Annotated in this window: 9 protein-coding genes; 4 read left to right on the top strand and 5 right to left on the bottom strand. The window is 28.5% G+C overall.

Translation table 4 applies throughout. The features are described 5' to 3' along the window. Window positions 1-59: 59 nt before the first annotated feature. The 3 genes from EXC38_RS03070 to EXC38_RS03060 all read left to right on the top strand — a co-directional run bounded on the left by EXC38_RS03070 (window position 60) and on the right by EXC38_RS03060 (window position 3,806). On the top strand, window positions 60-1,430 hold the full coding sequence (locus EXC38_RS03070; protein WP_129694777.1) for a M17 family metallopeptidase: 1,371 nt from the start codon (window positions 60-62) through the stop codon (window positions 1,428-1,430). 20 nt (window positions 1,431-1,450) lie between these two features. After that, window positions 1,451-2,827 (top strand): M17 family metallopeptidase, encoded by a 1,377-nt coding sequence (locus tag EXC38_RS03065; protein WP_060823425.1) that lies wholly within the window; start codon window positions 1,451-1,453, stop codon window positions 2,825-2,827. A 220-nt stretch (window positions 2,828-3,047) separates the two neighbouring features. Continuing rightward, window positions 3,048-3,806: an ECF transporter S component gene (locus tag EXC38_RS03060; RefSeq protein WP_223213802.1), complete on the top strand. Its 759-nt coding sequence runs from the start codon at window positions 3,048-3,050 to the stop codon at window positions 3,804-3,806. Between the two features lie 37 nt (window positions 3,807-3,843). Here EXC38_RS03060 and EXC38_RS03055 read toward each other — a convergent pair whose 3' ends face one another. The 3 genes from EXC38_RS03055 to trmB form a co-directional block, all read right to left on the bottom strand. Next, the gene (locus tag EXC38_RS03055; protein WP_129694775.1) at window positions 3,844-5,787 is read right to left on the bottom strand and encodes a hypothetical protein; all 1,944 of its coding nucleotides are present in this window, start codon (window positions 5,785-5,787) and stop codon (window positions 3,844-3,846) included. A 327-nt stretch (window positions 5,788-6,114) separates the two neighbouring features. Next, on the bottom strand, window positions 6,115-8,862 hold the full coding sequence (gene gyrA, locus EXC38_RS03050) for a DNA gyrase subunit A (protein ID WP_129694774.1): 2,748 nt from the start codon (window positions 8,860-8,862) through the stop codon (window positions 6,115-6,117). Between the two features lie 88 nt (window positions 8,863-8,950). Beyond that, window positions 8,951-9,559, bottom strand: coding sequence for a tRNA (guanosine(46)-N7)-methyltransferase TrmB (trmB, locus tag EXC38_RS03045; protein ID WP_129694773.1), 609 nt, complete (start codon window positions 9,557-9,559; stop codon window positions 8,951-8,953). A gap of 141 nt (window positions 9,560-9,700) precedes the next feature. Between trmB and EXC38_RS03040 the strand changes: the two genes are divergently transcribed. Next, window positions 9,701-10,315, top strand: a complete 615-nt coding sequence (locus EXC38_RS03040) for a DUF402 domain-containing protein (RefSeq protein ID WP_040543573.1) — start codon at window positions 9,701-9,703, stop codon at window positions 10,313-10,315. Window positions 10,316-10,367: 52 nt separating this feature from the next. Here EXC38_RS03040 and EXC38_RS03035 read toward each other — a convergent pair whose 3' ends face one another. Beyond that, the gene (locus EXC38_RS03035; RefSeq protein ID WP_129694772.1) at window positions 10,368-11,690 is read right to left on the bottom strand and encodes a hypothetical protein; all 1,323 of its coding nucleotides are present in this window, start codon (window positions 11,688-11,690) and stop codon (window positions 10,368-10,370) included. A gap of 183 nt (window positions 11,691-11,873) precedes the next feature. Continuing rightward, a complete protein-coding gene (ftsH, locus tag EXC38_RS03030) occupies window positions 11,874-14,072 on the bottom strand; it encodes an ATP-dependent zinc metalloprotease FtsH (RefSeq protein ID WP_129694771.1) in 2,199 nt (732 codons plus the stop codon). Between the last annotated feature and the right edge of the window lie 17 nt (window positions 14,073-14,089).

Here is a 14,089-nt window from a genome sequence, read left to right as displayed (position 1 = left end):
ATGTTTATAATTTAAGAATACTATTAAAAATAGTATTTTTTTATTTAGAAGGAGACTTTATGATATCAAATTATGAAACAAAACGTAATAATAATATGTTATTAAAAGTTGCTTACGAAGGACAAGAATTTTGTTCATGTGTTGCAACTACTCATAAGTATGTAACAGAAAACTTTGATAAAAATGTTGCTTACATTTACGTTTCAAAAGAAGTAAAAGATTATTATGGTTTTTTAAAAATTGTCGACCATATTATTAATTTAAAAAGAAGAAACTATCAAATTGATATTGCTTCATTTGCAGAATTACCATTTTTAACAACCGAAGAAGTTTTAAGAGCTTTTGTTACAAGAATGGCTTTCTTTGATGCTAAATTATTCTCAGCAAAAAAAGAAGATAAAAAATCTAAAGAAAATAAAATTGAATTATCACTATTTTTAGAAGATAAAAGTTATCTAAAGTTTGTTAAGAAATTGATTTTAATTTCAGAAAACGTTACAAAAACTCGTGACTTACAAATTACACCTCCAAACATCGCAACAAGTGAATGAATAGCACGTGAAATTAAAAAAGACTTCGCAAACATTGAAGGTTTAACTGTTAAAGTATTAAACAAACCAGAAATTGAAAAATTAGGAATGGGATTATTACTAGCAGTTAATGCTGGTTCTTCATATCAACCACGTGTTGTTATTGTTGAATATAATGGAAATCCAAAAAGCAAAGAAAAATTTGTTTATGTTGGTAAAGGAATTACCTTTGATACCGGTGGTTATAACACTAAAGGATACCATATGGAAGGTATGAAATTTGACATGTCGGGTTCAGCTATCGTTGCTTACGCTGTTAAAGCAATCGCTCAATTAGGAATTAAAGCAAACGTAGCTGCGATTATGATGTTAACCGATAATGCTATTGATACACATGGTACAGTTCCTGAATCAGTTGTTAAATCAATGAGCGGTAAAACAGTTGAAATTACAGATACTGATGCTGAAGGTCGTTTAGTATTAGCTGATGGTATTTTCTATGCTGCTAAGAAATTAAATGCTTCTCTAATTGTTGATGTTGCTACATTAACCGGAGCTATGTTAAGAGCGTTAGGTAAAACATACTCAGGAATCTATGCTACAAATGATGAAAGATGAAACATATTCAGTGAAGCAGCTCAAGTAGCACATGAAAAAGTTTGAAGACTTCCAATGCATGAAGACTTTCATAAAACAAATAAAACATCATTAGTTGCTGATTTAAATAACTACAATAATTCTTCAAAAGCAGATTCAAACTCAGCAGCAATGTTCTTAAATGAATTTGCTAACAAAGTTGATTTCATTCATTGTGATGTTGCAGGAACTGCAGATGCAAATAACACAGGTTTAGGTATTTTAGTTTCTACATTAGTTGAATTAGCCGAAAAACAAAAATAAAGAAAGTAAGGAGAAATACTATGGAATTAATTAAAAAAATTGATACAAAACGTAATGATTATTTACTACTAAAAGCTGTTTTTAAAGGCGATGAATTACCTGCTAACCTTGTTGAAAAAGAATTCGCAATTACAGAATTTTTAGCACAAAATGTTGCTTATGTGTACATGGGTGATAGAGAAAATATGGGATTTGACAAAATGTATGATTTTGCTAAATCTTTGGCTTTAAATGCTGCTAGAAATTATCAAATCGATTTACAAACATTTCCTGTTGATAAAAATATTTGTATTTATGATACAACTGATGCTTTTACAAAAGGAATTAACTTTTCTGCTGCCAAATTATTTAACAAAAAAACTGTTTATAAAAAAGAAAACAAAAATAACCTTTCATTATATTTAGAAAATCCTCAAAAAGATCTATTAGATTATTTTAACAAAGCCGTTATTCTTTCAGAAGCACAAAACTGAGCAAGGGACTTAGGTGTTACACCTCCAAATGAATTAAACTCAGAACAATTAGCTGCAATCGCTGAAAAAGAATTAAAACAATACAAGAATTTATCAGTTACTGTTTTAACTAAAAAAGAAATTGAAAAATTAGGAATGGGTTTACTTCTTTCAGTTAACAGAGGTTCTGTATTTGAACCAAGAGTTGTTGTTATTGAATACAACGGAAATAAAAAATCAAAAGAAAAAACTGTATTAGTTGGTAAGGGAATTACCTTTGACTCAGGTGGTTACAACATTAAAACTGGTCGTCACATGAATGGAATGAAATATGACATGGGTGGATCAGCAGTTGTAGCAGCAGTAATGAAAGTTATTGCTCAAACCAAACCTGAAACAAACGTTGCTGCTATTATGTGTATTACTGATAACAGAGTTAATGGTGATGCTTCATTACCAGACTCAGTTTGAACTTCAATGAGTGGCAAAACAGTTGAAGTTAACAACACCGATGCTGAAGGTCGTTTAGTTATGGCTGATGGTCTTTACTATGGTGCTACAAAATTAAATGCCACAAGATTAATTGATGTTGCCACATTAACTGGAGCAATGATCATGGCCCTAGGTGATACATACACCGGAGTTTGAAGTACAACTGATAAAGGTTGAGAGGATGTGCAAAAAGCTGCTAAAATTCAACATGAACTTGTTTGAAGAATGCCACTTGATGAAGAATATGCTGAATACATTAAGGGATCAATTGTTGCTGATTTAAAAAATACAGACTTTACCGGAAACGCTGGTTCTTCTTCCGCTGCAATGTTCTTAAATGAATTTACAAATGGTGTTGAATACATTCACTTTGATATCGCTGGAACATGTGATATTAATGAAAAACCAATGTTTGCAATGGTTAAAACTATTTCAGAATTGGTATCAAAATAATTTAACTTAAAAACAGGTTTTGGCCTGTTTTTTTGTTTGTATTCTATAATCAGTTTTATTTGCTATAATTGTAATTGTATTAACTGCAAAAAAGGGGGTAATTAATACATTTTTTATAAATTGATTACGAAACATAAGAAGAACAATTAAGACAAAAACATATCGTCTTTCAATTTTTGAAATTGCTTTATTTGGATTATTGCTTTCTTTATATATGATTATGGCTTTATTCGAAAGATTTGTTTTTGTTGGAGCTTTTAATATATCGATTACTTATGCAGTCTTTATTGTTTTTGGACTTGCTCTTGGACCTTGAAAAGGTGCTATCATTGGAATCTTATGTGATACACTTAACCAAGTCATTTTTGGGATATCTACATGAATGCCAGAATACGCTCTTATACCTGTTTTAATAGCATTTCTATCTGGGTTTTTTATTAATAGTTTAACTAAAGGCAGCGATAAAAAAACATGAATTATTGGCTTTATATTTTTAGCTATTATTACAATTATTTTTATCGTGATTTTAGCCAGAGAATACAACTCGCTTCCACTAAGTGAAACCTCAATTAAAAGAAAGAAAAAATATTCACTTCAAGCTGTTATTGGGATATCAACATTTGGAATAAGTTTAACCTGAATACTTTCAATTATTTTTCTTACTTTATATATTAAAACCAAAAGTATAAAAACTAAATATTCTTCCTACCTTTTATTTAATATTTTTATTACTGTATTTGCAATTATAGTAATTACAAGATGGTTATGAGGTCCTTTTGCTTATATAAATTATCATAATCGTTTCAGAAGTGGAACATGAAAATATAATGAGTATTATTTCTTTTTTATGGTTCCCATTATTTTTAAAAGCTTAATTGAAATTCCAATTTACACATTTTTAATTTTTTCAATTTATCCAATTATTAGAATTATTAAAAATAAGATTAATTATACTTCTAAAAAAATAAGTGTATATTAAAAACTGGCCTTGTAATTTAGCCAGTTTTTTATATTAATTATTTCACGGGGAATTCAGTAACAAAAGCGTATGATTCAATACCGTCTTTTTGATATCTAACAACAACAGAAATTTTTGTTTCATTTTTATTTACTGTAAATTCAGTTGGTTTTATCATTGTATAACCTTCAGGAACTTTTGTTGTATATACTAGATTTTCAAGTTTAAAATCTGCTTTAGTATATTTACCATTATATGTTAATTTTCTATCAAAACCCTTGACTTTAATTTCTTCAGTTAATTCAAGTTTTTTAAGATCTGCCTCACCGTATTTTGTTGTATCAATTTTTAATCTTGTTGAACTTAATTTAGAATAATCCCTATTAATAATATCTGATAAACTTCCAAATGTAATTTTAATAGATTTTAGTTTTTCACCTTCAAATACTGGTTTTGAAAAGATTAATACGTTTTGAATATCAACAAATGTTTTTGTATAGTTATAGAAAAATAGCTCAGAATCTCTCTTGAGTGTTTCTCTGTTAAATACAAAATGTTGTGCTCTAACAAAGTTTTCTCCCTCAGATTTAATTAAGTCTTCAACTTCCTTGTTTAATAATAAAAGCGGTTTTGATTTTAGATTTTTTAAAGCTTTATCATGAATATATCTATATCCAGCCACTTCTGTTAAGTGTTCATCTTCTGTCGTATCCTGAAAATCAACAAGTTCAACTTTGCTATATTTTACTTCGTCTATTGTTGCACTTGGAGCCTCATAATCTTCAACAGGGTCTTGACCTTTTTCTTTTCTAATTTTATTTAATTCATCAACACCAAGTTTAGATAAATCAATTATAATTTCTCTTGAAGTTTTTGGACTTTCTAATCAATTGTCAAAAGACACTTCTACAATAACTTTTCTAGTTTCTTCTTCAGACCTTACTTCTTTAAATAAATAATGTAATTGATTATTTTTCTTTGTTAATCAATATGATTTATCAGTCAATTTAGCGTAATCTTCTCTTTGTAAGAAAGTTTTATCTTTTGAATAAAAAGGATAAATATATAATTCTTCAAATTGAGCATTTAAGTATGCAATTTGTTCTTGTTCTGTTAGATTATGAGGATTAATTGAATTTTCTTTTGAGTATCTTTCTTTATCAATTAAGATTGTTGCTTTCTTACTAATTTCTTCATTAGTTTTTGAAGTTAATAAAACATCAATTTTAAATGTATTTTCACTTTCTTTAACAAGATTTGAAAGTTCAAAATTATATAAATCTTTATTGTATTCATCAACAACAAAATTTGGTTTATCTTCAAAGTTATTAATTGTTAAATTAGTGTTAACATGTTGGTAAGCTTTTTCATTTAAGAATCTTACTTTTAAAGAAGTTAGATTTTGATTTAGTTGTTCTTTTTCTTGATTTTCTTTTTGAATATCAGCTTCTGACTTAGCTCAACCTTTTAAAGTAAATGATTGGTTTTTAGTATGTCCAAAATCTGAACCAATTTTTTGAAGTTTATAAATAATTGTAATATCTGATGTTTCTTCATTTTTTACTGCTTTATATTTACTAAACTCAAATTCTTTTGGTAAGGTATAAGCAATTTTTTCTACATCAGCATCTGCTAATTTTGTTTCTGAAATATTTGGATAACTAAAAGTTAAGTATTCTTCAGCTAATATTAATAATTCTTGATCAGTTTTTGAATAAAGAGCAGTAATATTAGCTTTCATTTCTTCTTTTGCTTTTGTAATTAAAACGGTAATGGCTTCAATTTCAATTGACTTAGTTGAATTTGCCAATATTTTTTTAGCATTACTAATAGCAACTTCATAAGTTTTTGCTTGCACTTTAGTAAAAGCTAAAGAGTTTTTATTTGCATTAAATAATTCTTCAATTAATTTAATTTCATTTTCTAATAGCGTTTTAGCTTTGGTTGTATCTTCTTGATTTACTTTGTTGTTGCAAGAAATAGATAACATAGGAATAACCATTGTTGGTGCTATTAAAGTAAGAGATAGTAAAAATTTTTTGCTTTTAGACGTTTAATTTCCTTTCAATTTTAAAAGAAAAAGGCCACAAAAAATGTGGCCTCTTATCCTTAATTTATTTTGTTTAAAATTTGCAATTTATTTTGTTTCATTTTATGCCAAAAATTATAACACAAACCTTATTTTAAGAAAAATTTTAAAAAATAAAAGCCCAGATTGGGCTTTTTTTAAGCAACTATGCGTATTTAATATATAGCAACATCTAGTGCTTCTTTTTAAATACACTTATATTATATTATTTTTAATGATAAAAATTTTTAAATGAGTAAATTATTCTTCATTTTGGTCTAAATTTTGATTTACTAAATCTAGATCTATATCTTGTGTAACTTCTTTTAATTCATTTTCAGTTAATTCACGTTCTTGTGATTCTTCTTCAGTTTCATTAACTATTTTAGCTACACCAACAATTGATGAATTTCTTTTCTTTAGATTAATCAGTTTTACGCCTTTTGTATTTCTTCCGGTAATGCTTACTTGTTTTAATGAAAATCTTATTGAAACACCTTCGTCAGTAATAACGATAATATCTTCAGTTCCTTTAACAGCTGCAGAGTAAGCTAATTCGCCAGCCTTATCTTCATTCAAGGCTAAAACACCTTTCGAGTTTCTTCTTGTTTTTCTAAAGGTATCAACAGGACTTAATTTACCAAAACCATTAGCGCCTAAACTAAAAATATATTTTCCTTCAGAAGATGTTGAAACTGATACAACTTTTTCATTATCAGAAAGTTTAATACCAATAACACCAGCTGCAATTCTTCCCATTGAATTAATATCTGCAATATCAAATCTACACATTTTTGAGTTATTTGCTGCAATGTAAATTTCTTCACTATCTGTTGCAACTAAAGCATCAACTAATGTATCGCCTTCTTTTAATCCAAATGCTAATTTACCATTTTTATTAATTAATTTATATAGAGATAAACTTGATTTTTTAATAATACCTTTTTTTGTTGCAGTAATTAAGAATTTTTCTTTTTCATAATCACTATCATCAACACTTAGTATTTTTACAACCTTTTCATCTTTGCCAAGTGAACCGATAATATTAACAATTGGAACACCTTTGGATTGTTTTGTCCCAATTGGAACTTCATATCCTCTAACACGATATACTCTTGCATCAGTAGTAAAAATTAATAAGTCAGTATGGGTGTTTGCTACCAATATATCTTGAATATCATCATCTTGGTATGTTTTAGCTGTTGAAACTCCAACACCTCCACGTCCTTGTTCTTTATATTCATCTAAGTCAAGACGTTTTAAATAACCGTTAGTTGTAACTGTAATAACAACATCTTTTCTAGGTATCAAGTCTTCATTATTGATATCAGAAGCTTCTTCTCAATTAATTTCTGATTTACGTTTATCACCATATGCTTCTTTTAGTTCTTGTAACTCTTTAACAATTAAATCGATTAAAGCATTTTTATCGCCAAGTATTCTTCTATACTCAGCAATTCTTTCGTGAAGTTGATTTAATTCTTCGTTCATTTTTTCAATAGCCAAGCCGGTTAATCTTCCTAATCTCATATCAACTACGGCTTTAGTTTGAATTTCTGTTAAATTAAACTCATCACTAAGTTTCTTTTGTGCTTCTGCATCAGTTTTAGATTGTTTGATAATAGCAATAACACGGTCTATATTTTCAACACAAATTTTTAATCCTTCTAAAATGTGTGCTCTTGCTAAATCTTTTTCTAAATCAAATTGTAATCTTCTTGTTACAACATTTATTTGGTGTTGTAAATAAACTTCTAAAGCTGATTTAAGATTTAACTTTTGGGGCTCGTTATTAACTAGAGCAACCATGTTAAATGAAAATCTAGTTTGGAATTCTGTTAATTTAAATAGTTTATTTAATATAACTTCAGGAACATAGTTTTTCTTAATTTCAATAACAATTCTAATTCCGTCACGGTTTGATTCATCTCTAAAGTCTGAAACACCTTCAATTTTCTTATCTTTAATTAAATGACTAATGCTTTCAATTAAAGAAGACTTATTTTTTCCATAAGGAATTTCAGTAATTAAAATTTTAGATTTACCATTGCTTAATTCTTGAATTGTCGCTTTTGAACGAATAGTTACACGGCCAACTCCAGTCTCATAAGCTCTGATTAATCCTTCCTTATCAAAAATGATTCCGCCAGTTGGAAAATCTGGCCCTTGAATATATTGCATTAATTCTGCGATTGTAATGTCTGGGTTTTTTGCTAAAGCGCAAACACCATCAATAACTTCGCCTAAATTATGAGGAGGAATACTTGTTGCCATACCAACGGCAATTCCATAAGATCCTGAAACTAATAGGTTAGGAAATCTTGAAGGCAAGACAACAGGTTCTTTTTCAGTACCATCATAGTTATCAATAAAATCAACTGTGTTCTTTTTGATACCATCTACCATTGCTCCAGCAATTTTAGACATTCTCGCTTCAGTATAACGCATAGCAGCAGCAGAGTCTCCATCAATAGAACCAAAGTTACCATGACCATCAATTAAAGGATAACGTAAAGAAAAGTCTTGAGCCATTCTAACCATAGCTTCATAAACAGAACTATCACCATGTGGGTGGTACTTACCTAATACATCCCCAACGATACGCGCTGATTTTTTATGTTGAACATTATGAAACATACCAAGTTCACTCATACCGTATAGAATTCTTCTATGGACAGGTTTTAATCCATCTCTAGCATCTGGTAAAGCACGAGCAACAATAACGCTCATTGCATATTCTAAAAATGAGTTTTTCATAACTGTTGCTAAATCAGCAGGTTTTAATCCATTTTCTTCGCTATCTAAAATTTGACTTTGAACAGTATAACCTTCTTTATCTTGTGGAATATATTCTTCATCTTCGTCGTCAACTATTTCTTCCTTGGCTTCTTCATCAAAAACTCTTTGAATTTCGTCGTTAACAATATAAAAATCTTCTATTTGTTCATTTTTATCTTCCGGTTTGTCTTCTAATTCTGGTTTTAGTTCTTTATCATCGTCAATTAGCATAAATGTCCTCCTATAATATATTACAAAAGTAATATATTAATTATACCAAAAAGAAGACAAAGTAAAATAAAAACACAGCACGCTGTGTTTAAAATTTGAAAGCTATAAAATATATATTTTTACCTTCGTTTTTAAATTTTTGTTCATAATCAGTCAAACAATTTTCAATTTCGAAATTGCAATTATGTAAATCAGTTGTTTGATAAATAATATTTGCTCCTTTAAATTCTTCTAATTGTTCTAAAGCAAACATATACAGTCCTTGATTGTCGGTTTTGAAATATACCATTCCGTCTTTAGCCAAAATTCTTTTGTATTGCTCTAAAAAAGTTTTATAAACTAACCTTCTTTTAAAGTGTCTTTTTTTAGGCCAAGGATCCGAAAAAGTTAATCATATTCTTTTAACCTTTCCTAAAAAATATTTATCCAAATCAATTGCGTCTTTAACAATTATTTTCATATTTTTTAAAGAATTTTTTTCTATTTTCTTTAGAGCTGATAAAGCTGGAGTAGAATATTTTTCCATCCCAATATAGTTAATTTCCGGATGCAAAAAAGCAAGTTCAGACAACATTTTACCTTTACCCATACCGATTTCCAGAACTGTATTTTCTTTTAATTCATAAGGAAAATTATTAATATAAAATTCACTGTCTTCAAGCAAAATAATTGCATTTTTATTATGTCTTAATCTCATAATTTAAATTGTATCCAAAAATATGATTTTAATTTTTTTAAAATACTTCTTTTTTGCATGTTTTTGTTTATAATTTAAATTGATAAATTACTATTTAATAGTTTTTTTATAACATATATATTTTAATAAGAATGAGGAAACATGAATTCTAATAAAGACATTAGAAGTTTTCATGATTTAATACAACAAGATGATCAGGAAAAACCTGAAGAAAGAAAACCGAGAAAACTGTATCAAATGGGACAGTTAACAACAATTCAAGCTTTTAAATATGATGGTACATTATATCGTCAATATGAAGGATGTAAAATTGTCGCTAATCTTGATGATTTTGTTGTTGTTTTATTAATGAAAACCAAAGTTCAAGAAACATCAATAAATTGAGTTGTATCAAAACCAATTTTATTTTTCTTTGCTAAAAACAGATTTTATAATGCTTCGATTACATTGAATGAAAATGGACAAAATCATATTTATGTTAACTTGGCAAGCCCTTTTTTTATTGAAGATGAAATTATAAAATATATTGATTTTGATCTAGATATTAAATGCTATAACGATAACAAGTTTAACGTTATTGATTGACACGATTTTAAAGAGTCAATAACAAAGCTAAATTATCCATTAAAATTGATTTATCGTATTTATAATGAATTAGATTTTTTAGAAGAACAAAGCAGATTAAAAAGAGGTGTTTTTTCTAAAAAATTAATTAATGATATTAAAAAAATGTTAATAAATTCTGGTGATATTTAATTTTTAGGAATTAAAAATAGTGGATTCACCTCCACTATTTTTCTTTTTATTTTTAAGCGATTTCTAATTCTCAAGTAATTTCTTGTGTACCAATTTTTGGAGCTTGACCTTTAATGTATTGTGCTCCTTTATATTTTAGAACTAATATAAATTTTCCACTTTCTTCTTTAACTTCGTAATCTAATTGAGTGTTAATATTAGTGAATTTACCTTTTTTATATGTTGAATTTGTTGGGTGAGCTAATTGATATTGTTTTCCGCCAGGTTGTCATTCAAAATCATTTACTGGCACTAAAATAAAATCATTGTCTTGTAATGTTTTTCAGTTAGGGTGTCCACCTTTAGCAACCTTAGCTACCTTAAATGTTTTGTAACTAAAGTATAAATCAATGCTTTTTTCTTTTAACCCTTTTTTAAATGCTTCTTTATCAATTCCTGTATTAACTTTAAATTTATTTTTAGTTGTTTCAGCTCAGGCATTAATTTCTTGTACATCTGCATCAGGGTTTTCTGTATTACCTGATGTAGATCCTTCGTCGATTTGAGTTGACTTAGAAACGGTAACTGTTATTTCAACAACTGATTTATTTTGTTCTTTAGAAATAGCGTGATTTCCGGTGTTACTAAATGTTGCAGTTTTATATTTAATAATAACTTCATAAACAACAGTTTTAGTGTCATTTTCAGCATCAGTTTGACTTTTTACTTTAATATCATAGTCTAATTGCGAAGATAATGCTACTTGGTTGTTTTTGTTCGTGTATGTTGGTTTTGTAACATTAACAAGTTGAGTGCCATTTAAATTTGCGGTTGATTTAATATCAAAAAGATTTGTCTTGTCACCTTTTCAATTTGGTGTTTTTCCTTTATCTGTAACAACTAATTTTTTACCAACTCTGTCATATCATAATGAAACTTGTTTTTGTAATAATTTTTGTCCATAAGTATCCTTTTGACTTTCCACAATTGTAAAAATATTTGAAAGTGCTTTTACAACTTGATCTTCTTTTGAAGAAGTTCCAGGATTTGGTTGTGGGTTTGGTTGTGGGTTTGGTTGAGGTTGAGGGTCAGGTTTTCCGTCTGAAAGTTTAATTGCGGCAACTTCATTAATAAAAGCTTCTTTAGCTTTTTTAATTTCTTGATCGTTTTGAGCTGCTGCTAAAGCTTGTTGTGCAGTTAAAACTGCTTTAGATAGTTTAACTTTGGTTGATGCTGTAAATCCATTTGAAGTTGATTTAATAATATCTTGAACTGATTTAATTTCAGCTTCAAATAATTGTTTTTCGGTTTGAGCACATGAAAGCGCACTAATTGGAACAATAGTAATTGATGCAATAGCACCTAATGGTAATAAAGTTTTATAAATTTTTTTCATATAATAATCTTTCCTTATTTTGTTTTTTTAGTTAAATTACTTGATTTATTACTTAAATCCTTTTTAATTATAATATTTATTAATAATTTAATAAGTAAATATAACTATATTTAGCAATTAAGTGCAAAAACTGTAATTAAAAATTACGGCCATTTTGGGTCGTAATTTTCTAAATTATTAATTTTAGTCTGATTCTTCTTTGCTTTCTTTTGTTTCTTTATCTTCTTCATTGTCAGAAACGGAATGTTTAGCTAGTTCTTTTTCGAGATCTTTTTTATATTTATCTTCAAAAATATTTTTTTGACCAGACACTTCATTAAATAAAATATTAAAATCTTTTTCTGAATATTCTTCTTTTAATGTTTCTTTGGTTTGAGTTAGATTTTCTGGTAATTTCATATGTTCTGCAATATATTCAATTTCTTCGGCGACAATTGTTTCTTTTATAATTAAAGCATCTTTAATTAATTCTAGTAATTGACGATTTTCCGAAATAATTTTGTGCGCATTTTTTTCTGCGGTTAAAATAATCTTTCTAATTTCTTCATCAATTTCTTGTCCAATTTTACTTGAAAATGAAGCATTTTTCATATAGTCTCTACCTAAAAATGGATTAGAAGTATCTTCTTCATATTTAATAGGACCTAGATCTGATAAACCTCATTCTGTTACCATTTTACGAGCAATATTTGTAGCTTTAGCTATGTCATCGCTAGCACCAGTTGAAACATTATCTTTTCCGTAAATAATTGCTTCAGCAACACGGCCACCCATAAATGATGTAATAATTGCTAATAATTCAGATTTAGAATGATTGTATTTTTCTTCTTCAGGCATCATTAAATTATATCCGCCCGCTTGACCACGTGGAATAATAGTAATTTTTTGCACTTTGTTTCCACCTTTAATTTTTAAACCAACAACAGCATGTCCGGCTTCGTGATAAGCTACAGCAATGTTTTCTTTTTCAGAAATTGTTCTTGATTTTTTAGCAGGTCCTGACATTACTCTATCAATTGCTTCATCAATTTGATCCAATGTTATAAATTCGCTTTTTTCTCTAACACTTAATAAAGAAGCTTCATTAATTACATTTTCAAGTTGCGCCCCTGAAAAGCCTGGTGTTCTTCTTGCAAGTTGAGCAAAATTAATTGAATTATCAATTCTTTTTCCTCTAGAGTGTAATTTTAAAATTGCTTCTCTTTCTTTAATATCTGGTAATCCAACGGTGATTGTTCTATCAAAACGACCTGGTCTTAATAAGGCTGGGTCTAAAACGTCAGTTCTATTTGTGGCAGCCATTATTAAGACACCGCTATTTTCTTTGATACCATCCATTTCAACTAATAATTGGTTTAGTGTTTGTTCTCTCTCGTCATTTCCACCACCAATTCCGGCCCCTCTTGATCTACCTACAGCATCTAATTCATCAATAAAAATAATTGCTGGAGCATGTTTTCTTGCATCTTCAAACATATCTCTAACACGTTTAGCACCAAGACCAACAAACATTTCAACAAAGTTTGAGGCTGAAATAAAGAAGAATGGAACATTTGCTTCACCTGCTGTGGCTTTAGCAATTAAAGTTTTACCTGTTCCTGGAGGGCCTCCTAATAAAATACCCTTAGGAATTCTTGCTCCCGCTGCATCATATTTTTTAGGATTTTTTAAATAATCAACAAGTTCAAAAACTTCCTCTTTAACTTCCTCGTTTCCGGCAATATCTGAAAACTTCTTGTCTGAATATACTCTTTGAGCTAATGATTTATTCCCAATTCCAAATTCACCGCCCATTCCTCTTTTAGCCATTGATTTAAGGCTAAAAATAATTGCAATAATAATAATTCCAAAGAAAATTACATTAATTGCTGGACTTATATATTTATCAAAAATTCCTGCTTTAGGAATTGGTGTTGATATAACGCTTCCCATCGCACCATTATCACCAGTTATTGCTTTTTGAATTGCTCCATAATATGTTGAAGCGCCAGTTCAACTCAGCATCGCTTGTGGCAATTCTCTTTCTAATAAACCACTTAAATTAATTGTGAAAGTATACGATGTAAAAGGATAACTTGGATTATTTAAAATGTTTCCAATATCCGTGGCCTTACCAACAACTGTAACAGTTAAAGTATCTCCGTAAGTATTTTCAATTCACTGTGAAATATAAAAGTCATCATTTATACTTTTAGTAGATTCTCTTACAACTTTTTCTAAAAAGTTCAAATTTTCGTATTTAATTGAGGCTGCTCTAATTTGATCAACGGCGATTAAGATCAAAATAATTAAGGCAATCACACCAATGAAAATACCAATTACTCCAAATAAACCAATTGATTTTTTTTCTTTTGGTTTAGGAGAATGATTATTTGCACTCATATAAAACTCCTTTCTTG

The sequence above is a fragment of the Mycoplasmopsis arginini genome (assembly GCF_900660725.1).
GTDB classification, from domain to species: domain Bacteria; phylum Bacillota_I; class Bacilli_A; order Mycoplasmatales; family Metamycoplasmataceae; genus Metamycoplasma; species Metamycoplasma arginini.
This window is presented reverse-complemented; position numbering and strand designations above follow the sequence as displayed.